Here is a 23,571-nt window from a genome sequence, read left to right on the forward strand (position 1 = left end):
GGTGACAAATGGGGACTCGAGTCAGGCATGATGCGGCTCGATGTACTTCGCGATCTGGGCGTCGTTCAGCCGGTGCAGCTCGGCGGCGGGCAGGGCGGCGAGCAGGCGCCAGCCGATCTCCATGCTGGCCTCCAGGCTGCGGCGTGCGGCCTGGGCGACGAACTCGCGCTCGAACTGCTCGCCGAAGCGCAGGTAGTAGCGGTCGGTCTCGGTCAGGCCGTCCTCGCCGACCACGTTGGCCAGCACCCGCACCTGTACCGCGCGGGCGTAGGCGGCGTACAGCTGGTTGGCCAGGTCGGGGTGGTCCTCGTGGGTGAAGCCGCGCCCGGTGCCGTCCTTCATCAGTCGCGACAGGCTGGGCAGTACCTTCACCGGCGGGTACAGGCCGCGCCGGTGAAGGTTGCGGTCGAGCACGATCTGGCCCTCGGTGATATAACCGGTGAGATCAGGTATGGGATGACTGATGTCGTCCGAGGGCATGCTCAGGATGGGGATCTGGGTGAGCGAGCCGCCGCGGCCCTCGATGATGCCGGCGCGTTCGTACAGGGTGGCGAGGTCCGAATACATGTAGCCGGGATAGCCCTTGCGGCTGGGTATCTCGCCGTGGCTGGCCGAGACCTCGCGCAGGGCTTCGCAGTAGTTGGTGAGGTCGGTGAGGATGACCAGGACGTGGTGGCCCCGTTCGTAGGCCAGGTACTCGGCCGCGGTCAGCGCGAAGCGCGGTGTGAGCAGGCGCTGCACACTGGAGTCGGAGGCCAGGTTCAGGAACAGGGCGGTATGGCCCAGCACGCCGCTGCGTTCCATGGCGGTGCGGAACTGCTCGGCGGTGTCGTGGGGGATGCCGATACCGGCGAAGACGATGGAGAAGCGTCCGGCGTCGTCGCCGCGCAGCCGCGCCTGACGTGCCAGCTGGATGGCGAGGCTGTCATGCGGCAGGCCGCCGCCCGAGAAGATGGGCAGCTTCTGGCCGCGCACCAGGCTGTCCATGATGTCGATGCTGCTGATGCCGGTCTCGATGAAGTCCGCCGGACTGGCACGCCGCGCCGGATTCAGCGCCAGACCTTCGATGCGCAGGTGCTGTTCGGCGGCGATGGGCGGGCCGCCGTCGATCACCCGGCCGACGCCGTCATAGACGCGCCCGAGCAGGTCGGGCCCGAGACTGAAATGCAGCGGTGCGCCGCGGAAGCGCACCCGGGTCTCGCTGAGCGCCAGGCCCTGGGTGGTCTCCAGCACCTCGATGGTCATGAAGTCATCGTCCAGTGCGGCCACGCGGCCCAGCCGCGGCCGGCCGTCGGCGCCGCTGACCTCCACGGCCTCGTTCAGGCCCACGTCGAGACTGCGCTGCAGGAACAGCAGCGGGCCGTCGATGCGGGTGGCGTTGCCGGCGGCGTACAGGTCAGCCTTCATCTGCAGTTTCCTTTTGGAGCTTGGCAAAGGCATCGTCCAACTCATGCTCGAGTTCGGCGTAGGCGTCCAGTGCCTCCTCGCCCAGGTCCTCCTTCATGCGCTGCAGCTTGCGCAGGACGGGCATGCCGCGCAGCGCGTCCACGCTCACCCCCTGTTCCACCGCCTGCAGCGCCAGATCGATGTAGCGGGTGATCAGCGCCAGCATCACCGTCTGGCGTTCGGGCGAGGCATAGCGATCGTTCGGGGAGAAGGAGGACTGCATCAGGTAGCCCTGGTTGATCAACTCGCCGGCCAGCAGGATGCACTGCTGGCGCGGGGGCAGCGCATCCTTGCCGACGATACGCGCCATGCGCTCGAGCTGGTCCTGTTCCTCCAGGATCTGCAGCAGCCGGGCACGGCGTTCCAGCCAGTGCGGACTGCCGCGTTCGCGCCACCAGCCGGCCAGTTCGTCGACCGCCTCGGCATAGGACTGGAGCGGATGCACGGCCGGATAGAAGCGGGCCTGGGCGCGGTCGCGGTCCAGGCCCCAGAAACTGCGCACGTAGCGCTTGGTGTGGGTGGTGACCGGCTCGGAGAAATCCCCCGAGGGCGGGCTGACCGCGCCGATGATGGACAGCGATCCCTCCTCGCCGCACAGGCCGGTGACGCGCCCGGCGCGTTCGTAGAAGCTGGCCAGGCGGCTGCTCAGATAGGCGGGATAGCCGGCTTCGCCGGGCAGCTCACCCAGCCGTCCCGATACCTCGCGCAGCGCCTCGGCCCAGCGGCTGGTGGAGTCGGCCATCAGGGCCACATGCAGACCCTGGTCGCGGAAGTACTCGGCCACGGTCACGCCGGTGTAGATGCTGGCCTCGCGCGCCGCCACCGGCATGTTGGAGGTGTTGGCGATGATCAGGGTGCGTTCCATCAGCGAGCGGCCGGTTCGCGGGTCCTGCAGTTGCGGGAACTCATGCAGCACGCCGGCCATCTCGTTGCCGCGCTCGCCGCAGCCCACGTAGATGATGATGTCGGCGTCGCACCACTTGGCCAGGCTCTCCTGCAGCACCGTCTTGCCGGTGCCGAAGCCGCCGGGCAGGGCGGCCTTGCCGCCGCGGGCGATGGGGAACAGGGTGTCGAGGATGCGCTGGCCGGTGATCATGGGCCGGTCCGGCGGCAGGCGCTTCGCGACCGGACGCGGCACGCGCACCGGCCAGGTGTGCTGCATGCCGAGGTTGCGTGTCTCGCCGTCGGCAGTCGCGACGGTGAGCAGGTCGGTCGTATCGGTATAGTCGCCGACGGACTCGATGGTCTCGATCCTGCCACCGATGTCCGGCGGAATCAGCAGCCGCTGGTTCACCCCATTGCGGCTGACCTCGCCGAAGACCTCGCCGCCGTTGACCGCATCGCCGATCTTCAGCTTCGGCGTGAAACTGAAACGCTGCTCCGGTGCGGCGCGCATGCCGGGTTCCACATAGATGGCATCACCGCCGGCCAGCGGCCGCAGCAGGCCATCGAAGATGTTGCCCAGCAGCGCCGGGCCGAGTTTCACCGACAGGGGGTAACCGGTGCCGTGGATGCGCACGCCGGGGCGCAGGCCGGTCGTATCCTCGTAGACCTGGATGACGATCTCCTCGCGGGTCAGACGGATGATCTCGCCCAGCAGCCGGCGCTCACCGATCAGTACCGCCTCGTTGATGGCGAAATCGCCCTCGGGAACGGCACGGATGACAGGCCCCGCAACCCAGCGCAGACGTGCCTCAGCCATGGGGACTGCCTCCCGCTTCGATGTCCATGCAGCGCTCGATGTGATCCAGCAGCCGTGCCTCCAACTGGGTGCGGTCGGCCAGCAGGCCGTCCAGGGTGGCATCCAGGTGCACGCCGCCGACGCGGATGCGCAGGCCGGCGCGGATCCCGGCCCGGGCGATCCACTCCGGTTCCCGGCCGTTGTACTCGCGCAGCCGCCGCTGCCAGTCGGCATCGATCTCCTCCGGGAAGGGCAGCGGATGCTCGATGCGCCAGTGCCCGGGCGGCAGGCGTTCCAGGGCCTGTTCGAACAGGCTGCGGATCCACTCGCTGCGGCATTCGTGCGCCTGCCACAGGGCGGCAAGCATGCCCTCAAGTTCCTGCCAGGCGCGGCCCAGGGTACGGCGGGTGGCCTCCAGCAGCTGCTGACGGTCATGGCTTTCCAGCGCGGCGCGTTCGTGGTCCAGGCGCCGGGCGTGCTGCTGACGCTCGTGTTCGATCGTCTGATGCACCCGCTCGCATGCCTCGCGGCGGGACCGGCGCAGCAGGTCGCGGGCTTCGACACGGGTCTGCTGTTCAATCTCGCGGCACTGGGCCTCGGCGCTCTCCCGGATCAGCCGGCGCAGTGCCTCGGTGCTGGTCTGCACATCGGGCGTCATGTCGTGCTCCCCCAGCCCAGTTCCCGACGCAGCCGGACCGATTCGCCGATGAAATCCTCCCTGCCCAGCACATCCGGGATCACCGCCACCAGCGGCTGGCCTGCCTGCAGGGCTGCCTTCAGGGTCTGTGGCGGCAGCCGGCGGGCGAAGGCTGTCCCCAGCAACAGGAAATCGGTTTCGGCCAGGCGCTGCTGGAACAATGCCTCAGCGTCCTCGTCCTCCCCGGGCACATAGACCTGAACGCCCGCCAGGCGCAGGGCGGCGGCAGTGTCGGCGTCACCGATGTAGTGCGGTATGCTCATACCGTCAGCGCGTTGAGAATCAGAATGGAGATGATCAGGCCGTAGATGGCGATGCCTTCCGCGAGGCCGACGAAGATCAGGGTGCGTCCGAATACCTCGGGTTTCTCGGCGATGGCACCGACGGCGGCACTGCCCACCGAGGCCACGGCGAAGCCGGCACCCAGCGATGACAGGCCGGTGGCCAGGGCCGCGGCCATGTAGCCCCACTTGCGGACCTCCGGATCGATCCCGGCTGCCACCGCGGTGGCCGTTTCGGCCAGGCCCAGGCCCGGCAGCCACAGCAGCAGCGAACCCAGCACGGCCCAGACCAGGGTCACGGCGGTCATCCCGAGGGCGAAGCGATAACGTGGCATGGTTGTTCTCCTTGGTTTGGTGTTCAGGCTGCCACCGGTTCATCCGGCCGGGGCATTACCATAACCCGGCGCCGGCAGCGGTACGAAGCCCCGACCGGTGCTGCGCAGGAACCGGATGAAGAATTCGAACAGTACCAGACGCGTGGTCTGGATCGAGACCACCAGCCCCTCCAGCACCAGGATCAGCAGGTTGCCCAGCAGGAATATCAGTGCCGTGCCGACAACCGAGCCGGTGATGCCCATCAGCGCCATGACTGCCTGTGACAGGGCCGCATGGGCCAGGGCAAAGGCCCCGACGCGGGCGAAGGACAGGGTGTTGATGATGAGTTGGAACAGGGTCTCGACCAGCTCGGCCAGCGCCAGCAGCGCGGCGCGCACGGGGCGCGCGGGTTCCAGCCGGGCATGGCCGAGCAGGTAGGCGGCGAGCCCGGCGAGCAACAGCACCTGGGCCAGCGACGGCGCGATGAACAGCAGCGGCAGGCCCAGATACAGCGGGATCACCGGCGCCTGGCCCAGCCACCACTGCCGGCGCCGGCCGGCCCAGTTCGCCTGCAATCCGGCCAGCACCAGTCCGATGAGCAGCAGCAGCGCGCCCCCGGCCAGCGGAATACCCAGCAGCAGCAACGGGTGCTGCATCGGGTGCAGCCACAGCGCCGGGATCTGGCCCTCGATGCTGAATACACTGCCGTAGAGCAGGCCGAAGATCATGGCACTGATTCCTGCCGGGATGAGAATGGTCAGCTGCGGCACGCGGCGACGCAGCAGTACCCCGGCCAGCAGGATCACCAGTCCCTGACCCACGTCACCGAACATATAACCGAACAGTAGCGGGACCACCCAGGCCAGCAGGGCAGTGGGATCGAACTCGTCACGCCCGGGCATGCCCAGCAGACGCGGGAACAGTTCGAAGGCGCGGTTCCAGCCTGTGTGGCGCAATGTCAGCGGCGGCTCCATGCCCTCTGGCGGCGGGGTGAAGTGCACCAGGCCGCGTGCGCCCTCATCTGCCAGTGCCTGCTGCAGTTTCCCGGCGGAGCCGGCGATGGTCCAGCCGTGTACCCAGGCGAGGTGGTCGGATTCCAGGTGGTATTCGATATGCTGCATGAACCAGTTCAGCCGGGCGATATCGCCCAGCGCGGTGTGCAGCCCGGCGCTGGCGTGCGAGGCCTCCAGTGCGGCCTGCAGTCGGCGCAGCTCCTGTTGTGTCTGATCCAGCCGGTGCTCGAGTGCGGCGATGGCCTGCGGCGGCCGGCCGCTCAGCCAGTCGGGCAGGCTGAGCTGCATCACCTCGGTCTGCAGCAGCTGGTTGTCGAGTTGCGCCATACGTTCGCGGCCGCCGATCACCAGCCGGTACAGGTCCGGCTCGACCGGGGCATTGAGCAGCAGCAGATCGTCGCAGTTGAAATCGACGTCGCATTCCGGCGGGCACAGCACCAGCCGGTAGTCCAGCCAGGGACCGATGCGGTGCAGCGCGCCCAGGTCGAATGTCTGATCGAGTGTGGCGGCGCCCTCGAGATGCTTCAGCCAGACCAGCAGGTGGCGATACCGGGTCTGCTCGCGCAGGCGCGCCTCCAGGGTGTGGATCAGACGGTCGTTGTCCTCGCGCCAGCTGCGCAGCTGTTCCAGGGCGCGGGCATAGGTCGTGGCCGGGCGGCCGTGGTGGGTGCCGGGGCGGATGTCACAGTCCGGCCAGTAGCCGCCGTCGCGCTGCCGCAGTTCGTGGTACTGCTGGTACAGCCCCTGCAGGTCGCGCAGCGAGGCTTCGGCGCGCGCGGGCACGCCGGGTTCGAGCTGGATCAGCCCGGTGCGGGCAAGCTGCTCCATGGCGTGCGTCATGTCATCGCGCGCCACCAGTGCCTCGAACCAGTGAGCGGGCACCGGACGCATCAGGCCACCTCTCCGTGAACGAACAGCAGCCGGTCGATCAGCAGCCGGCGCAACCCGGTCAGGTCCAGCGCCTGTATGGCCAGATAGGCGAAGGGCGCGACCGGTGTGAACGGATGCTGATGCAGCGGTCGCAGCAGCAGCATCGAGGCAGCGGCCGGATCCTGTTCGCCGCGGCTGACGGCGGAATGCGCCAGGTGCAGACGCCGGCCGACATCAGTCAGGCGGCGCTGCAATGTGCGGTCGGGGCCGGGCCAGAGGCCGAGCCAGTGCTCGTACCAGGCGCTGTAGAGATTCTCGCCCGTGCCGAGCGCCGGCAGCAGCGGGGCGAAGTCGGTCTCGTGCAGGTGCTTCAGTGCGGCCTCGTCCTCGTGACCGGCCAGCGGTTCCAGCGGCGTGGGTGCCAGCCGCAGCAGTTCGCCGGTGCCGAGCGCCGTCTGCTGCCGGCGCAGGGTGTCGAGCCAGGTCAGGATGCGGGTCCAGCGAATGGCCGCGCGCCAGGGGCGGGGATACCAGCGGGCGATCTCTTCGGTCTGCTCGCCGGCCCGCAGCTTGAGCTGCTGCTCGGCCAGTTCGGCGGAACTGCCGCTGTCCAGGCCGCGTACCCAGCCAGCGGCAGGAGTCTGCAGCAGACTGTCGATCAGGTGCTGGGCATCGCGCACGCTGCCCAGGCGCTGCCAGTCGCGCTCGTCCAGGCGCCGGCCAAGCCGGGCCTGCAACCGTACGCCGGGAAATATGCAGGGGTTGCCGGTCACGGCGGCGGTTCCTTCTCGCCCATGATGAGTTCCATGGCGAGGCGTTGCGCCGCCTGCTCCAGCCGTTGCTCATCGGGTTGCAGCCGCGCCAGCCGCTCCACCAGCGCATCGTGGCGTTCCCGGCGCAGGGCATCCAGCTCGTGCCGGCTCGTCGCCAGGCACAGGCGGTGGACCCGGGTGATGCGGTGATCGGTGCGCTGACGGACGCGTGCCGCATGCAGACGGGCCTGCTTGAGTTGCTGGGCGGCCTCCTCGCGACACTGCTCGACCTGCGCCCGGGCCTCGCGCTCGGCCGCCAGTACCTGGGTGATGGCCTGATCGGCAGGGGCGTTGTTATTGGTATCAGATTCCATAACGGCTGATCATCTTCACATTCCCCTATCCCCTCGCGGGAGTACCCACAGGGCATAAAAGGGCAGGGTGAGGGGGCATTACTGCGACCAGCCCTCAATAGCAGACTCTACTCCCCCTCCAGAACATCCACCTTGATCCAGATCGGATTCGCTTCATGTTCCTTGCTCTCGGTACGATGCACAACCCCCGAACCGCGGCGCTCGACCGACGCCGTCCGCCCGCCCAGTTCCAGCCACTGCCCGACCGGCCCGCGCACCGTGGTCACGAGCGCCTCGGACTCCACCAGCCCGCCCCCACGCGGGCTCAGCGCCTCCTGCTTCGGACTGGCCGTGACCGTGACCTGATCGCCATTGATCCGGGCCAGGGCATAGAAGCCGGATTCCAGCTGCCGGTACTCGACGGTGTTGCTGATCACCTCGCGCCCGTTGATGATGTACACTTGGCTGCCAACACTCGGGAAGGCCAGCCCCTCGGCGATGTAGGCCGGTTCGCCCTCCAGGGCGCTCACCCTGTGCGTATCACGCTCGTGTGACCGGGTCTCGGTGCGCTGGATGGTGACCCTGCCCCTGAGCGCGGTCCCGTCCCCGTCAACACGGACCCCTGCGCCTGATCGCCGGTTGTCCCGTTCGATCTCCGCCACCGACGCCCGCCGCACACTGATCCGCAGCCGCGCCGGCGCCGCGTCCAGCTGCGCGATCAGCCCCTTCAGTTCCTTCACCCGCTCCGCCCGCGCCCGCAGGATGAGCTGAAAACCCTGCCCGGTCAGCGCCTCGCCGGCCTCCAGATGCGGATGCAGCAGCGGGATGATCTGTTCGGCCGGGCGGTTGTGCAGGGAGATCGATTCGAGCTCAGCGGCAGCGAAAGCGGGCGCGGTCCAGGCCAGCCAGAGCGGCAGGAGCAGGCAGAGAAGGCAGGCGAGACGGTGATTGAGTGGCATTGTTGATGCAGGCAGATACCTGTCCTCACGGCGGGTGTCGCCAATTCGTGCCAGCATAGCCGTTGTGGCGGGTGCCTGCCAAGTCAGGCCAGCCGCCGCAGGCGGGTGGGGGTTGATAACCAGCCGGACCGGGATAGTCAGTCCTCCGGTATCACCAACGTTTCAAAACCGGGGGGCTTGATGGCGAGTACCGAACAGTCGATCTGATTCAGGATCATCTCGGCCGTGTTGCCCATGATGAAGCCCGGGATGCCGGTGCGGGCCACGGTCCCCATAACTATGACATCGGCCGTAAGCAGTTTGGCCAGCGCCGGGATCTTTTCACGGGCCCAGCCTTTCACCATATGCGTTCTGGGATTGAGGTGCTCCGCCGCCTCCTGGCCAAGCTTGTCGGTGGCTGCGTGCATGAGCTCGTCCAGGCGGGTCCTGTGCCGGCGTCTGGTCCGCTCCACGTAGCTGGTAATTTCCGCCTCCGGGATATGTGTAAAGGCGCCACGCATGGCGCTTTCGCCGACCGCCTGCAAGACATAGACGACATGCAGTTCGGCAAACTCGGATAGTGCCAGTGCAGCTGCCGTTTCAAGGATGTGTTGATTCAGCGCATGCCGTGATTTCTGCTCCGCCGGGGGATAGGCGTCGTCTACATCGACCGCCGCCAGGACCCGCCGGTAGGATTCTTCCGCCTGCGGTTTGACGAGCCAGACCGGGCACGGGCACTCGCGTAACAGGTTCATATCATCACTGCCGAACAATCGGCCCAGCCAGGTCAGCGTTTCGGGAACCTTGATCACCAAGTCGTGTTCCTCGTCTAACACCTGACGAATGCTTTCCAGAAAACGAATACCGGTGCGCACCTTCGTGTTGATCGGCATCCGTTCACGATAAGGATCAATCAACGCTTTCAGCGCCTGTGCGCGATCGGCTGCCATCGCAGCCTGAAGATCAACGGAAAACGGCCCTCCGTCCGGCATGCCGATGCCGACGGTCACGCGATCGATCACGTCGATCACAGTCAGGCGTGCCTGGTTGTTTACGGCCAGCGTGACAGCGCGTTCCACGGCAGCTGTACACTTCTCGTTGACGTCCACTACACAGAGAATATTTTTGAAAGCCGACAATTCATCTGCTCCATCGATCAGCACCGGCCTGATGCCGCCTTGATTTATGCGGCATGTCGATCGAAACCACAAAGCTTCATCCCGATCCGGATCCGTGATGCAGTGGTTTCAATGTTCAACCAGGCGTCTCTAACATCATGAAATGATGATAATAAGGCGGTCTCGCTTTCCTGGCGCAACACCTGCCTCAATCAGTGCAACTGTATAGAAGGGGTGTTGTATGTCAAGCGATTACAGCCGCATGAGTCCTGCTGAACGCAGCCAAGTCAGCAGCACGCGAATCCGTGGAACCGGCGTCCCGGGTGCACGCGGATTTCGGTTGCAAGCGGGTTGTCCGTGCTCGACAGAAGCAGCGGTATATTCAATAATTAAGTCTGCGTACCGTCATGAGCGCTTGAATAAGCAAATCAGACAAGGGGACCCCATGGCCGAGCAGATCAGACAGATTCTGGTTGCGAGCGACCTTTCGCCGAGAGCGAATCGTGCCCTGTCGCGTGGGTGGCGGATCGCCGCGCAGCACGATGCCGTGCTCAGCGTCCTTCATATCGTCGAGCCTGTCGACGGCCCGGGCGTGCCCAGTGCGGCCTGGGAACGGTTGGCGAAAACACCGCAGAAGGCGGTGCAGGTGCTCCGGCAGGAGGCACAGTCCGAGCTGCGCCGTCAGCTCGAGCGTAATCAGGCCCCGGGCCCAGCGTCCGTAGACATCCGGACCCGGGTCGGCGATCCGCTGACGCAGATCCTTGACGAAGTGCGCGAGCGCTCCATCGAACTGGTCGTCATCGGGGCCCACGGCCGACACCTCATGCGTGATCGTCTTCTCGGTACACTGGCAGAGAAGATAGTGGGTAACGGCGCGTGCCCTGTTCTGGTGGTCAGGACGAAACCCGCCTATCGGTATCAACGGGTTTTGGTACCCGTCGATTTCTCCGATACATCGCGCAAGGCGCTGGAGCTTGTCCACCGCCTTGCGCCCCGGGAAAGGCTGCTGATCATGCACGCCGATGCAGCCGCACCTGACGACGGCTCGGTTGCGCACAACGAAGCGAACCATCACTTGCCGGCGACAGCTCAGGAACGTGAACACATTTACGAGCAGAAACTGCGCCGCTTCGCAGATGCCGCGGGTCTCGACCCGGGGGCCGTGGACTTTCTGCTCTGTCGTGGCGACGCGGATACAACGATCGTGCGCGCTGCCACTGACCTGCCTGCGGACCTCATAGCCATCGGCACACGCAGCGCAAGAGGTATCGGCCATCTCATGATCGGCAGCGTTGCAATGCACACCTTGCGTGAGGCCCGGTGCGACGTCCTGGCTGTGCCTCCGTGATGTGCCGGGTGGTGCAATGATTCAGGCGCGGCACATCATCGCCGCTGTGGGTCAGTTCCCGCAGGATGATCCGGTACTGACGCGGGCCGTGGAAATCGCTCGCGCCCACCGGGCAAGGCTCACTGTGGCCCATGTCATCGACAGCCTCACCGGGTTCGATTCTGCCTCCACTGAGCTGATGCGCATCCAGCAGCAGATGCGGATCGAGGCCTACGGACGTGTCGAGGCTGCGGTTGCAGAACAGGCGGCCGGCGTTGACACCATCGATATTCGCATCGAGACCGGATCCCCGTTCCTGCGTCTGATTGACCTGATCGATGAAGGCAATGCCGATCTGGTCGTGATGCGGGCGCATCAGCGCGATTCGGTGGCGGATAAAATCATAGGTTCGACGACGGATCGGGTGATCCGTGCGAGTAACTCGCCGGTGCTGGTGGTCAAACGCCCGGCCACGCGGGCCTATCAGCGTGTTGTGGTGGCCACTGCCACGGCGGATGACTCCGATGCGCTTGTACCGTTCGCGGCCGCGTTGCTTCCGCAGGCCGGACTCTACCTGATCCATGTGGTGCAGATCCCGCCCCAACTCGAAGCGGCGATGCTGCACGCGGGCGTTGGCCAAAGCGTAGCGGCCCATCGCCAGGCCCTGGTGCGCAAGGCGAAAGCCGAGCTGAACGCTGCTTCCAAAAGGCTGGACCCACGCCCGATAAGAGGCATGGCGCGGGTCCTTGCCGGCGATCCGGCGACATCACTGGTACGGGCGACATGGAGCCCGAAGGTGGGCCTGATCGTGCTGGGACCCGGTGGCACGGGCAGGATCCGCCGGGCGCTGCTCGGCAGCGTCACCCAGCGGGTCTTGAACAATGCAGCCTGCGATGTCCTGATCTGTCGCACACTGGACGGTACAGGGCCCGGGGATAGCCCGGATCAGGGGCCCAGTATCGATGTCGCAAGCGAGAAATAGATCAGCACGCCGACCACATCCGATATCGTTGTGATCAGCGGCGCGCTGGCGGTCGCGGGGTCGAGGCGCAGCCGGCTGAGCAGAAACGGAAGCGACATCCCCACCAAGCTCCCGACGATGACGACCAGCATCATCGTCAGGCTCACTACAAGCGCGATGTCGGAGCCGCCACGCAGCAACCCGATCGGCGAGACAATGAGCGCCATGGTCGCCCCCAGCGCCGTCGCGATCGTCAACTCGCGTAGAATCAGGTCGCGCCAGTCTTTCAATGCCGCGTCGCCCGTGGCCAGCGCGCGCACCATCAGGGTGGCCGCCTGAGACCCGGCATTGCCGCCGCTGTCGATTAGCAGCGGAAGAAAGAATACAAGTGCCACATAGGCCAGGATCGTCTCCTCGAAGAACGCGATCCCCGCGCCCGAAAACAGGTTGCCGAATACCAGCAGCGCAAGCCAGAAGATCCGCTTTTTATAAAGTACACTCTTGCCGGCCTCGCGTATACTCTGCGAAAACGGGATGACCGTGGCGATCTTCTGAAAATCCTCCGTGGTCTCACGCTGCATCACATCTTCCGCGTCGTCGCGCGTGATGATTCCGACCAGTCTGCCATGCTCATCGATTACCGGCAGTGCCGTCAGATCATAGCGTGCGATCAACCGGGCGACTTCCTCCTGATCCGTGTCCAGCGTGACAGCCATTGGATCCGGGTCCATGATTTCGGCGATCAACGTATCGGTGCCAGCCAGGATCAATTCCACCAGTCGAACCGAGCCGATCAGCCGGCGGTCGGCGTCGAGGACATAGGACCGGTAGATGGTTTCCTTCTCGGGCGCCTCACGCCGCAGCACCTCGATCGCTTCATGCGCCGACATGGATGTGGCCAGCGTCGCATAGTCCGAGGTCATTATTGCACCAGCGGTTTCTTCGGCATAGGCCGACAGGCGCCGGATATCCTCGCGCTCCTCCTGCGCAAGATCGCGCAGCAGCCGCTGCTGTTCTTCTGGTGTTAGATGGTTGAACAGGTCGACGCGGTCGTCGGCTTCCATCCGGGTGACGATTTCCGCCAATTCCCGGCGACCCAGCCGTCGGGCGAGCGCTGCCTGAACGTCGAGCGAAAGATAGCTGAAGGTTTCGGCCTGCCGGGGCTGCGCCAGTGCCAGAATCTGCTCCTGCGCCAGGTCTTGCGGAAGCTCCGCAAGCCAGGCGGCCAGATCGACCGCATGCGCCGTCTGGACGAAATGGCGGATGGTCTCGTTCGAGGCATCTTCCGGGGGCATCGTAGCGCCCGGGCTTGTTTCATTCTTTCTCATCGTGCTGGCTCTCCGACCAAATCATGGGTGTTCAATCCATCATCCCAGGACGGGGCGCTCCGGGCCATGCAGGCGCTTCGAGTTCCTGGATATCGGCGGCTTCGAAAACGGTTTCCTTCAGGTGAATTCCGGCAGCGGCTGCGTGGATTCGCCCGCGACAGACCGAAGGCCCTTGCGGCGAAGGCCACCCACCGACCCGGCGGACTCGCGCACACCGGCAGAATGCTGAGAGGGTTCAGGGTTTTCTGCGCGTCCATGCCCGCAACGAGGGCGCACACGCTGACATCCATATGCGGCCGCGTTATTCGGGCAGTGTGTAGCGGGCATTGATCAACTCCCGGATCATCTGTCGTGTCTGCCAGGGCGCGAGGTCGGCACGCCGCTCGATGCGCCCTGTCTCGTCAGCGAGATAATCATCCTTGATCACGTGGCGGAACCAACGCGAATAATCGCCGCGGCGGAGATGAAACATCCAGGTTGACTCGTCGATGCCCTCGCCGATCTGGGAAAAGACATGGAGGTTCTGCGCCTTCAGGTTATGATGATTGTCCGGGCCGCGGAAATAGAAGCTGTGCCAGCGCAGATTGCCTTCCGCATACTTGCGGTGGTGGCGGATGCGCTCGGCCCGCCCACGTTGTGGCTGCATCGAAAACGGCGGCTGTCCGTCCCGGAGGTACCAGACGACGACGTAATCCGGTTGATAGGACAAGCCCTCGGGCCAGGCCAGCGGCTGGTTCGTTGCGGTGGCGAACTCCCCAAGGGTCTTTTCCGGTGAATGCCCGATGGCCACAACCACGTCGATCGGTGCGAGGATGGCCGGGGCCACCTGGTCGGGATGCACGGTGACCAGGATGGTCTCGTGGAGTTGTTGCGGCAGCACGGAGGCGGCGTGACCCCAGGTGCTGGGCAGCATGTGGTGCGCCTCGTCCACGAGCAGCCAGTGTGGCCGTCCGGTGCGGGCGCGCATGGCCTGCAGGTTGGGTATGAGTTGGGCGAAGAAATCCGGCCGATCGCCCAATGCGATGCCAAGCAGGTTGACGCTGACATTGACCCTGGCGTCTTCGAGTATCGACACCACCTCGGCCACACTCGGTGCACGCCACTGGTTGCCGAGCGCCACCACGTCGCGCAGCGTTCCGTAATCACCCTCCGGGTCGACGATACAAACCTGGTAATCCTTTTCGATGAGGCGCTCGACGACGCCGGCGGCGAGGGTGGATTTGCCGCTGCCGGAAGGCCCGGCAACCAGTATGTTGTGATCGTAAGGTGGAAGTTGCACCGTGGTTGCATCCGAGCGTTTGCCGAACAGGACCAGATGTTGTGGCAGCGTGCCGGTCACCCGGTCCAGATCGTCAGTGATCAATTCATCGATCAGCTCGATAACCCCGTTCCCGTTCTCGGCCGTGGTGACGAAGGTGGCAATCGCCTTGATGGACGGTGCCGCGTTGGCCACTGCCACGGCGCACTCACAGCGCTCCAGGAAGGAGTGATCGTTCTCCGCGTCACCGACTCCCACCACTTCGTGGCGCGAAAGCCCCAGTTCACGCAGTGCGTACTCGAGCCCCGTCGCCTTGTTGACACCTGCCGGGAGCACCATCACCGCACCGCGATTACCGATCACCTGGGCTTCGAGACCGAGTTCCCAGATGAGGTCCTGGACCACCGTGCGGTGCGGCGCCTGTGTCGCCACCAGGACCTGTCCGACCTCAAGCGGCTCGACCCCATGCCTCTGCAGGCCCTGTATCAGCAGCTTGGATGGGGAAGGGGCAAGCTGCGTCTCTTCGCGGCTGTGCGGGTCGTAGACGATGCCGCCGTTCTCTGCTACCACGAGGTCGAACAACCGTGCGCAGGGACAGACCGCAAGCAGATCGTCAAGCCGTCGACCGGTAACCAGAATCGCCCGCCTGCCGGAAACCCTCAGGCGCTCCAGGGCCTGCGCGACAGGCTCCGATACCCTGTCATCTGAAACCAGTGTCCCGTCGTAGTCCGTTACAAGTGCAAGGTAACGCATATCACCTATCCATCTTTTGCCTGACCAGCATCCAGTCGTGCAGGCTGAAGTATAGGTTGAGGGAGATCAAGATGCACCGAGGATATTTCTGCTCCAGTGGTCCATGCGGGAAGTTCGGTAATGCTCAGCCGGCCCACAAGCCGGTCGGGCCCCGATCGGCAGCCATGTGGCTGATTTTCCCTGGATCCCGCCGACGCCGGGATGACGCAAAGGAAATCAATCCGGCTTTTCCTGATACTGATTCTTCACTGATACAATTTTTCAGTTTGAATTCAGCTGATGGCGGTATCTTGTCAGCCGAATCCGTAGACCGGGGCGAAACACCGATGGCGCAACCTGAAACTAAAACATATCGCGTATGGGATCGCTCCGTGCGCGTCTTCCACTGGGTCAATTTCTCCGCCGTGTTGCTGCTCCTGACCATCGGCCTGATCATCTACAACAACAAGGCGCTGGGCATTTCCGCCGAGGCCAAGGTCTTCCTCAAAACCTTCCATGTTTGGGTCGGCTACGTGTTGGCCCTGAATCTGGCATGGCGCTACCTGTGGGGGTTCGTCGGCAGCCGGTACGGGCGCTGGGCTACTGTCCTGTCCTTCGGACGCGGTTATTTCAGCGAACTGGGCGCGTATCTGCGCAGCCTGGTCAGCGCTGAGCCGCGTCGCTACCTGGGGCACAATCCGCTCGGCCGCCTGATGGTACTGGTGCTGTTCGTACTGCTGACTGTGCAGGCCGCGACGGGTCTGGTACTGGCCGGCACCGACATCTACTATCCGCCGCTCGGCGGCTGGATCGCCGGCTGGGTCGCCGCGACCGGCGTGGATCCGGCGACGCTGGTCCCGGGCGACAAGGCGCTGGTCGATCCGGCGGCCTGGGAGGCGATGCGCGGCTTCCGCAAGCCCTACATCACGCTGCATAAGTGGGTCTTTTTCGTGCTCAGCGGTGCAGCGCTGCTGCATGTCCTTGCCGTGGTGGTCCTCGAGATCCGGAGTCGCAGCGGCCTGGTCTCGGTCATGATCCACGGCTACAAGACGCCGGACCGGAAACCGGAGGATCGGCCTGAATGATCGCCAAGGCAGTGGGTTGCGTGACAGCAGCCTGAAGTCAGGGCGCCCGCACCCTGATTTCCGCTCAGCTGAGGCGTTGGTGAACGCCCTGAGCCAGCACCACACCAGCGACCGCAATCACCAACCCGGTGATATCGGTCGCGAACAGGTGACCCCAGAATGCGATCCAGGTCATCAGCATGGTGCCCGGCGGTCCCAGATAGAACAGGCTGGCGACGCGCATAGCGTCAATTCGTGCCAGCAGCAGCCACATCAGGCCATAGCCGTCCAGGGATACCGCGAGGATGAGCTGGGCCATGGTGGCAAGGAACCCGGGACTCCAATGGGACGCCAGTACCTCCCGACGACGCTGCTGCAGGCTGGCCAGCGTAATGGCCGCCATCGAGCCGAACTGGATGAGATAGCCGAAGATGGAGCCGCTGTCGTCCCAGTTGCTGCGGGCGCAGACGGTGAACGCCACGCCGCAGAACCCTCAGTACCAGTCCTGTCCATTGTCGCGCACTCGCGGTTTCTCCGGCCATCCACCCTGAGAAGGTGCCCGTTGCCAGCGGCTGCAGGGCGAGCACCAGTGCCAGCACCAGGCTCAGGGCGGCGTAGCGCCAGAGCAGCAGGGTGAAGGTGCCGGCGTCGGGCAGGCCGTGTTCGGCCCCTTATTCATCTCGTTAGAACTCACGAGACCAGAAATCGGGGCGCTGGATAATACTAATGCGGCGCGGTAGCATTGGCGTTATGATCAAATCGTTCAAGGGCAAGGAGGCTGAGAAAATTCGTCAGGGCCGCTATTCGAAGCGGATTACCAAAGACATTCAACTCTCTACAGTAAAGATGAGCTGATGGGGAAAAAGCTAATTGGAGTCGTCAACTTTCCACCGAAGCAAATCGGTCCCATCAAGTCTGAATGTCTGATAACAGGATTTTACAATTCACAAGGAGAAGTTGTTTTGGCTGTACCCGATAAGGAGGTTGATAATGGTACCAGGTTGGTCTAACCCGGCGCTCAACCCGGCCGCCTTTTCGTTGTAATGAAGGGGTCGGCACTCTTTTCCTGAATCCCGGAACTTCTCTATCGCCAGCCTTGTTGATGAACTTCATATGTTACTCCGACTGGAGTGAACTTCCGGAAAGTGCCAATGTGCTCTTCGCACAGGGCGAGCAGGACAGTATCTTTTTCTCCCGCCCCTGGTTCGAGAACCTGGCGGCCACCGCGCTTGATCAGGGTCAGACCCTGGTGCTGGCCTGCGTGGTGGCGGGCGGTGCGGTGCTGGCGATCCTGCCCCTGAAGCGCTGCGCCGGAAATACCTGGTACTCTCTCAGGCACCGCTATACTCCGCTTTACAGTCTGTTGCTCGCGGATGATGATCAGTCGGAGGTCCTCGCCTGCCTCGCCGAAGGTCTGAGTCGGCTGCCGCTGCAGGCATTGCTGCTGGAGCCGGTTGCTGACAATGACAGCAGGATAAATGGTCTGCAACGGGCGCTGGAGGCGGCCGGATACAGCTGTGATCGCAGCTTTCGCCTGTACAACTGGATTCATCGTGTGCAGGGGCGGTCTCATGCGGACTATATGGCGGCCCGACCCGCCAGGCTGCGCAACACCATCGCCCGCAAGCGGCGCAAGCTCGAGCGTGAACACGGCTGCGCGATCCGTCTGTTCGCTGGAGACGCGGTGCCGCCGGCGCTGGCCGCTTACCATGCGGTCTACACAGCCAGCTGGAAGGCAAATGAGCAGTACGCGGGATTCCTGGACGGCATGGTGGCGGGCTTTTCGCGACCGGGCTGGACCAGACTGGGGGTTCTCTATGCCAAGGGGAAGCCGGTTGCCGCGCAGCTCTGGTTCGTGCTGCATGGCAAGGCGAGTATCTTCAGGCTGGCATATGACGAGGCATGGCGGCGCTATTCGCCGGGTTCGATACTCACCAGTTTCCTGATGGAGTACGTGATCGATGCCGACGGGGTGGAAGAGGTCGACTTTCTGACGGGAAACGACGCCTACAAGCAGGACTGGATGTCGGAGCGCAGGGAGCGTTTCGCGTTGGGCTGCGTGAAACAAGCCAAGCTGCCCGGACGGTATGGGCTGTTGATTGAATCGATGAAGCGTATGCTGAAAGGGCGGTAGGCAACTGTTTCAGCGCCGCATTTGCGGGCCCGATGAACGGGTGTTCGGGACGCGCATTCCTGTATGCAGAACCGGATTCGCGCCATCATTGTAGCCTGATTCGCCGTCGCGGGTTTCTGTGTATCTGAAGGGACGCTGAAATGACTGTGAACGGTATGGTGAGTCGGGCCAGGTTCATCTTTGTGCAACTGCAGGAGCGTTTGTGGGTCAAGCCGCTGATGGTCGGGTTGCTGTCCATTGCGGCGGCGCTGGCCGCCTCGAAGGCCGACAGCTATACCCGGCTGGCGACTGTGTTGCCACGTGTCTCGGCCGAATCCGTTGAATCGCTGCTTTCCATCATGGCCTCCAGCATGCTGGTCATCGCTACTTTCGCAGTCGCGTCGATGGTCTCAGCCTACGCCTCGGCCAGTACCACGGCATCGCCGCGCTCCTTCGCCCTGGTCATCGCCGATGACATCTCTCAACGGGCGCTTTCCACTTTCATCGGTGCCTTCATCTTCAGTATTGTGGGTCTGACGGCAGCCAAGAACGGTTTTTTCGGGGGGGCGGGAATTTTTGTGTTGTTCCTGTTCACGGCTTTCGTGTTCGGACTGGTGATTCTGACCTTTGTCTACTGGGTGGACCGCATCGCAAGGCTGGGCCGATTGGGCAATACGGTCGATCAGGTGGAGGAGGCGACCGTCAATGCGCTCGGGCAGCGCCGGATTGCGCCGACGCTTTGCGCCGTTCAGGACGACCCGGAAAACGACTCGGGCGTGGCTGTTACCGCCGAGTCGGCGGGGTATGTGCAGCGAATCGATGTCGCCAGCCTGCAGGAATTCGCTGAACAGATTGACGGGAAGGTTCGGGTGGTGGTGCTGCCCGGTTCCTTCGTCAGTCCGGAGCGGGTGCTGGCCTATGTGATGGCTGATTCAGATGCGAAGGATTGGGAGCCGCACGTGGTTGCATCTGCGTTCGTGATCGACAAGCAACGCACCTACTATGAGGATCCGCGCTACGGGCTGGTGGTGCTTTCCCAGATTGCCGCCCGCGCACTGTCGCCCGCGGTGAATGACCCGGGCACGGCGATCGATGTCTGCGGTACTCTGGTCCGGCTGTTCCTGTTCTGGTCCGCTCCCCTGGATGAGGGTGAGACTGCCGAGATCCTGTACGACCGGATAATGGTGCCCGAACTTTCGGTCGAGGATATGTTCGACGATGCCTTTATTGCGATAGAACGTGATGGGTGTGCTTCTCTGGAGGTGGCGATCCGGGTGCAGAAGGCGATGGCGACGCTGGCAGCGGCGGGGCATGCGGCGATGCGCCAGGCCGCACTGCGGCATTCGGCCCGGGCACTGGTTTATGCCCGGAAGGGACTTCTGCTGGATGAGGATGTTGCAGCAGTACAGGCATTGGCTGTGGCAGAAACAGCGGACACAGAGAAGGGGTGATCGGAGGCGCCGCCGCCGTTTCTGCCGGGCTTGTTGATGAAGTTCGTTTGCTATACCGACTGGAACCAACTGCCGGAGAGTGCTGATGCGCTTTTCAGGCAGGGGGAAATGAACAGTGTTTTTCTCTCCCGCCCGTGGTTTGAGGCACTGACTGCCTCTGCCCTTGATGATGATCAGGCTTTGGTGTTGGCCTGCGTGGTGGCAGAAGATGACGTGCTGGCGATCCTGCCGCTTATGCGGCGGGCCGGACATGCCTGGTATGCCCTCAGGCACCGATACACCTCGCTTTACAGTTTTCTGCTTGCGGAGAATGATCAACAGCGGATCCTCGAATGCCTGGCAGAAGGTTTGAGCCGGCTGTCGATCCGTGCCTTGCTCCTGGAGCCGGTTGCCGACGATGATGACAGAATGCGCGGCTTGCAACGGAGCCTGGAATCGGTCGGATTCAGTTGTGATTATGATTTTCGCCTGTACAGCTGGATTTATCGTGTACAGGGGGAATCGTATGAAGACTACATGGCGGCCCGTCCTGGGAGGTTGCGCAATACCATTGCCCGCAAGAAACGCAAGCTCGAACGCGAGCACGGCTATGAAATTCGCCTGTTTGCCGGGCTGGAGGTGCCGCAGGCAATGCCCGACTATCACGCAGTTTATACGGCCAGCTGGAAGGCGAATGAACAATATGCGGATTTTCTTGACGGTGTTGTGGCCGGGATTTCGAGGTCGGGCTGGTCGCGGCTGGCAGTTCTTTATGTTCAGGCCAAGCCTGTCGCGGCTCAACTCTGGTTTGTGCTCCACGGCAAGGCGAACATCTTCAGGCTGGCGTATGATGAGGCGTGGAGGCAGTATTCGCCGGGATCGATACTCACCAGTTTTATGATGGAATACGTGATCGATGCCGAAGCGGTGGATGAGATCGATTTTCTGACCGGCAATGACGCTTACAAGCAGGACTGGATGTCTGAGCGCAGGGAACGATTCGTATTGGGCTGTGTGAAAGGGGTTGAGCCTGAAGGCATGCATGAACGGTTGGCTGGATCGCTGAAACGTATGCTGAAACGACTGCAAGGGGGGCGTTGATTGATCCGTCATTCCGGTGTCAGCCCTCAGCTGTCTGCTTTCAGTTTGAATTCAGCTGAAGGCGGTATCCTGTTTCCAGATTCGTAAACCGAGGCGAACATTAATGACACAGTCAGAAAACGAGACCTACCGCGTCTGGGACCGCTCCGTGCGCGTGTTCCACTGGGTCAACTTCACCAGCGTGCTGCTGCTCCTGGCCATCGGCCTGATCATCTACAACGGCAAGGCGCTGGGTATTTCCGCCGAGGCCAAGGTATTTCTCAAAACCTTCCATGTGTGGGTCGGCTACGTGATGGTGCTGAATCTCCTCTGGCGCTATCTGTGGGGATTCGTCGGCAGCCGTTATGCGCGCTGGGGTGCTGTCCTGCCCTTCGGGCGCGGCTATTTCAGCGAACTCGGGGCATATCTGCGCAGTCTGGCCGGCGGTGAGCCGCGTCGCTATCTGGGGCATAATCCGCTCGGTCGCCTGATGGTGCTGGTGCTGTTCGTGCTGTTGACGGTGCAGGGCGTGACGGGGCTGGTACTGGCCGGAACCGATATTTATTATCCGCCGCTCGGCGGCTGGATCGCCGGCTGGGTCGCCGCAGCGGGTGTGGACCCGGCGGCGCTGGTGCCGGGCGACAAGACGCTGGTCGATCCGGCGGCCTGGGAGGCGATGCGCGCCTTCCGTAAGCCCTACATCACGCTGCATGAATGGGTCTTCTTCGTGCTCAGCGGTGCGGCGTTGCTGCATATCCTTGCCGTGGTGATTTCCGAGATCAAGGAACGCAGTGGTCTGGTCTCGGCCATGATCCACGGCTACAAGACGCCGGACCGGAAACCGGAGGACCGGCCTGAGTAATTGCCAAGGCAGAGGGTTCCGTGACAGCGCCCTGTGTCAGGGCGCCTGCACCCATGGTTTCCAGCTCAACCTGTTCTCCTGCGCGTCAGCGGCGACAGCGCGATCAGTCCCGAACTAAACAGCCAGACAGCGGCCGGTATGGGGACCGCACTGCTTTGCTCGATGCCGGCGACATAGCCCGCCCACTCGGCATCGTCGATGTTCCGGATGCCGGTGATATTGCCGACGACAGTCAGGTTCGCATCGATGAAGACGAACGTGGGGTAGGCCGTGGTGCCGAGATCCGATAGGTAATCGCCGGTAAGCGCGCTTTTCATGCCCTCATCGCCGCTCAGGTGGGCCACCCGGTCCAGGGTGAATGCCTCGGCCCAGATGGCCGCATCGCCTTGCGTGCTGGCCTGGGCGTGGCTGTCCTCCATCAGTACCGGCAGCACCAGGGTGTTGCCGGGCATCGCGTCATGGAGATCGTTGTAGAAGGTCTGGCAGGGACCGCACCACATCGCGCAGAAATCCAGGATCACGCCTGTGCCGGTGAAATCCGAGAGGCTGATTTCCAGATTGTTCTGATCGTACAGCGTGAAGTCGCTGGCGGTGCTGCCGACGACGGCGGCGACCGCGGGTGGGGTGGTCAATGCGGCCGCCACCAGACTCAGGCAGGCCAGTGATGGACGGACCATGGCTATCCCTCTTGTTATCGGATTATCCGGGGATTGAATCTATATACCACGGAGTGCGCGGGGTGGCAATTTGCGCCGGGGCGGTGGGTTCAGTCCACCCCGGCATTGCTCCTTCCGGCGTCCTGGCGGCTGTTCTGCACCAGCAGCACACCGGCGGCGGCAATCACCAGACCGATGATATCGGTGTCGAGCAGGCGATCCCCGAACGCGATCCAGGCCATCAGCATGGTGACCGGCGGCCCCAGGTAGAACAGGCTGGCGACGCGTACCGCGTCGACCCGCGCCAGCAGCAGCCACATCGCACCATAGGCGCCCAGGGACACGGCGAAGATCAGCCAGGCCATGGTGGCCAGGAACCGAGGCGTCCAGTCGGTCGCCAGTTGTTCCACCATCGTCGCGGGTATCGCAAGCACGAGGGCGGTTGCCAGGCTCTGGTAGAACAGGGTCAGGTCCAGCGGCATGACCATTTTGCCCAGTACCTCCCGGCGGCGCTGCAGCAGGCTGGCCAGGGTGATGGCCGCCACTGAGCCGAGCGGGATGAGGTAGCCGAATACGGAGCCGCTGTCATTCCAGTCGATCCGGGCGCCGACGGCGACCGCCACCCCGCAGAACCCCAGTATCAGCCCCGCCCACTGACGGGCGCTCGTGGTCTCGCCGGTCATCCGTCCTGAGAAGGCGCCGGTGGCCAGCGGCTGCAGGGCCACCACCAGCGCGACGATGCCGGCGGGCACACCCTGTTCCAGTGACAGCAGCACGCAGGCGAGCCAGACGCCGTGGGCGAGCACGCCCACCAGGGCGGCGTGGCCCGCAGCGCCCGCGCCGGGCCATTCCAGGCGGCGGCGCCAGGCCAGAAACAGTGCCAGCGCCAGGGCCAGGGCGGTGTAGCGCCAGAACAGCAGGGTGAAGGTGCCGGCGTCGGGCAGGCCGTATTCGGCGCCGATGAAGCCGGAATTCCAGAGGAAGACGAAGGCGAGGGCAAGGGCGGGGATGGACGTCAGTAAGCTTGGCATCGGCGCTGGCTGTCAGGGGATGGGGTGGCGGTCTCCACCCGCGATGCGCCGCGGGCGGGAGGCTTATCCGGGATTTCAATCACTGTGGTTGCCAAGGCGGCGCAGAAACCCCGGATACCGGGATCGTCCCGGGCCCTGCATCGTCTTCCCGTTGCGCATGCCACCAGTCGCGCGTACGCCGGTCAGGATGCCCTGCAGGAGAAGCAGCGGAAACACGACACCTGGGCAGCGCGTCATGATGGTATCTGTCGCATGGATTGCCTGA

Annotated in this window: 22 protein-coding genes and 1 pseudogene; 8 read left to right on the plus strand and 15 right to left on the minus strand. The window is 63.9% G+C overall.

The window, feature by feature from the left end; all coding sequences use genetic code 11:
* Positions 1 to 21: 21 nt before the first annotated feature.
* The 10 genes from COW1_RS03180 to COW1_RS03225 form a co-directional block, all read right to left on the minus strand.
* Positions 22 to 1,407, minus strand: a complete 1,386-nt coding sequence (locus COW1_RS03180; protein ID WP_201345407.1) for a V-type ATP synthase subunit B — start codon at positions 1,405 to 1,407, stop codon at positions 22 to 24.
* Positions 1,397 to 3,148, minus strand: coding sequence for a V-type ATP synthase subunit A (locus tag COW1_RS03185; protein WP_201345408.1), 1,752 nt, complete (start codon positions 3,146 to 3,148; stop codon positions 1,397 to 1,399). The genes COW1_RS03180 and COW1_RS03185 overlap by 11 nt, the downstream gene beginning before the upstream one ends.
* Positions 3,141 to 3,785: a V-type ATP synthase subunit E family protein gene (locus tag COW1_RS03190; RefSeq protein ID WP_096366497.1), complete on the minus strand. Its 645-nt coding sequence runs from the start codon at positions 3,783 to 3,785 to the stop codon at positions 3,141 to 3,143. The genes COW1_RS03185 and COW1_RS03190 overlap by 8 nt, the downstream gene beginning before the upstream one ends.
* Positions 3,782 to 4,087: a V-type ATP synthase subunit F gene (locus tag COW1_RS03195; RefSeq protein ID WP_201345409.1), complete on the minus strand. Its 306-nt coding sequence runs from the start codon at positions 4,085 to 4,087 to the stop codon at positions 3,782 to 3,784. Before COW1_RS03195 ends, COW1_RS03190 begins: the two co-directional genes overlap by 4 nt.
* Positions 4,084 to 4,440, minus strand: a complete 357-nt coding sequence (locus COW1_RS03200) for an ATP synthase subunit C (RefSeq protein ID WP_201345410.1) — start codon at positions 4,438 to 4,440, stop codon at positions 4,084 to 4,086. Before COW1_RS03200 ends, COW1_RS03195 begins: the two co-directional genes overlap by 4 nt.
* Positions 4,441 to 4,479: 39 nt before the next feature.
* Positions 4,480 to 6,324 carry a V-type ATPase 116kDa subunit family protein gene (locus tag COW1_RS03205; RefSeq protein ID WP_201345411.1) on the minus strand — a complete coding sequence of 615 codons (1,845 nt, stop codon included), beginning with the start codon at positions 6,322 to 6,324 and terminating at the stop codon, positions 4,480 to 4,482.
* Positions 6,324 to 7,076 carry a hypothetical protein gene (locus COW1_RS03210; RefSeq protein ID WP_201345412.1) on the minus strand — a complete coding sequence of 251 codons (753 nt, stop codon included), beginning with the start codon at positions 7,074 to 7,076 and terminating at the stop codon, positions 6,324 to 6,326. Before COW1_RS03210 ends, COW1_RS03205 begins: the two co-directional genes overlap by 1 nt.
* Positions 7,073 to 7,429: a hypothetical protein gene (locus COW1_RS03215; protein WP_201345413.1), complete on the minus strand. Its 357-nt coding sequence runs from the start codon at positions 7,427 to 7,429 to the stop codon at positions 7,073 to 7,075. The genes COW1_RS03210 and COW1_RS03215 overlap by 4 nt, the downstream gene beginning before the upstream one ends.
* Positions 7,430 to 7,536: 107 nt before the next feature.
* Positions 7,537 to 8,367 (minus strand): hypothetical protein, encoded by an 831-nt coding sequence (locus COW1_RS03220; RefSeq protein WP_096366491.1) that lies wholly within the window; start codon positions 8,365 to 8,367, stop codon positions 7,537 to 7,539.
* Positions 8,368 to 8,504: 137 nt separating this feature from the next.
* Positions 8,505 to 9,509, minus strand: coding sequence for a universal stress protein (locus tag COW1_RS03225; protein WP_197702939.1), 1,005 nt, complete (start codon positions 9,507 to 9,509; stop codon positions 8,505 to 8,507).
* 400 nt (positions 9,510 to 9,909) lie between these two features.
* Here COW1_RS03225 and COW1_RS03230 point away from each other — a divergent pair, with 400 nt between their 5' ends.
* Positions 9,910 to 10,812 (plus strand): universal stress protein, encoded by a 903-nt coding sequence (locus COW1_RS03230; RefSeq protein WP_172844286.1) that lies wholly within the window; start codon positions 9,910 to 9,912, stop codon positions 10,810 to 10,812.
* A 16-nt stretch (positions 10,813 to 10,828) separates the two neighbouring features.
* Positions 10,829 to 11,773: a universal stress protein gene (locus COW1_RS03235; RefSeq protein WP_096366489.1), complete on the plus strand. Its 945-nt coding sequence runs from the start codon at positions 10,829 to 10,831 to the stop codon at positions 11,771 to 11,773.
* Here COW1_RS03235 and mgtE read toward each other — a convergent pair.
* Positions 11,737 to 13,080, minus strand: coding sequence for a magnesium transporter (gene mgtE / locus COW1_RS03240; RefSeq protein ID WP_201345414.1), 1,344 nt, complete (start codon positions 13,078 to 13,080; stop codon positions 11,737 to 11,739). The two genes, COW1_RS03235 and mgtE, sit on opposite strands and share 37 nt — an antisense overlap.
* A 301-nt stretch (positions 13,081 to 13,381) precedes the next feature.
* Positions 13,382 to 15,091: an HAD family hydrolase gene (locus COW1_RS03245; RefSeq protein WP_096366487.1), complete on the minus strand. Its 1,710-nt coding sequence runs from the start codon at positions 15,089 to 15,091 to the stop codon at positions 13,382 to 13,384.
* 326 nt (positions 15,092 to 15,417) lie between these two features.
* On the opposite strand from COW1_RS03245, the gene COW1_RS03250 reads away from it, so the two are divergent.
* The gene (locus COW1_RS03250) at positions 15,418 to 16,155 is read left to right on the plus strand and encodes a cytochrome b/b6 domain-containing protein (protein WP_255534300.1); all 738 of its coding nucleotides are present in this window, start codon (positions 15,418 to 15,420) and stop codon (positions 16,153 to 16,155) included.
* A gap of 64 nt (positions 16,156 to 16,219) precedes the next feature.
* Here the strand turns inward: COW1_RS03250 and COW1_RS03255 are convergent, their stop codons facing one another.
* A complete protein-coding gene (locus COW1_RS03255) occupies positions 16,220 to 16,615 on the minus strand; it encodes a hypothetical protein (RefSeq protein ID WP_096366485.1) in 396 nt (131 codons plus the stop codon).
* Positions 16,616 to 16,967: 352 nt separating this feature from the next.
* On the opposite strand from COW1_RS03255, the pseudogene COW1_RS03260 reads away from it, so the two are divergent.
* The 5 genes and pseudogenes from COW1_RS03260 to COW1_RS03280 all read left to right on the plus strand — a co-directional run.
* A pseudogene (locus tag COW1_RS03260) lies at positions 16,968 to 17,144 on the plus strand (tRNA-binding protein); the annotation flags it as partial.
* 92 nt (positions 17,145 to 17,236) lie between these two features.
* On the plus strand, positions 17,237 to 18,268 hold the full coding sequence (locus COW1_RS03265) for a GNAT family N-acetyltransferase (RefSeq protein WP_201345417.1): 1,032 nt from the start codon (positions 17,237 to 17,239) through the stop codon (positions 18,266 to 18,268).
* Positions 18,269 to 18,423: 155 nt separating this feature from the next.
* On the plus strand, positions 18,424 to 19,698 hold the full coding sequence (locus tag COW1_RS03270; RefSeq protein WP_370590897.1) for a DUF2254 domain-containing protein: 1,275 nt from the start codon (positions 18,424 to 18,426) through the stop codon (positions 19,696 to 19,698).
* A gap of 36 nt (positions 19,699 to 19,734) precedes the next feature.
* A complete protein-coding gene (locus COW1_RS03275) occupies positions 19,735 to 20,778 on the plus strand; it encodes a GNAT family N-acetyltransferase (RefSeq protein WP_096366482.1) in 1,044 nt (347 codons plus the stop codon).
* 103 nt (positions 20,779 to 20,881) lie between these two features.
* Positions 20,882 to 21,619 (plus strand): cytochrome b/b6 domain-containing protein, encoded by a 738-nt coding sequence (locus COW1_RS03280; RefSeq protein WP_201345419.1) that lies wholly within the window; start codon positions 20,882 to 20,884, stop codon positions 21,617 to 21,619.
* A 65-nt stretch (positions 21,620 to 21,684) separates the two neighbouring features.
* On the opposite strand, the gene COW1_RS03285 is transcribed toward COW1_RS03280, so the two are convergent.
* Positions 21,685 to 22,296 (minus strand): TlpA disulfide reductase family protein, encoded by a 612-nt coding sequence (locus tag COW1_RS03285; protein WP_201345420.1) that lies wholly within the window; start codon positions 22,294 to 22,296, stop codon positions 21,685 to 21,687.
* A gap of 89 nt (positions 22,297 to 22,385) precedes the next feature.
* Complete coding sequence (locus COW1_RS03290) at positions 22,386 to 23,306, minus strand: DMT family transporter (RefSeq protein ID WP_201345421.1); 921 nt, start codon at positions 23,304 to 23,306, stop codon at positions 22,386 to 22,388.
* Positions 23,307 to 23,571: the final 265 nt, after the last annotated feature.

It is taken from the genome of Thiohalobacter sp. COW1 (assembly GCF_016629505.1).
In the GTDB taxonomy this organism is placed as follows: Bacteria; Pseudomonadota; Gammaproteobacteria; order Thiohalobacterales; family Thiohalobacteraceae; genus Thiohalobacter; species Thiohalobacter thiocyanaticus_A.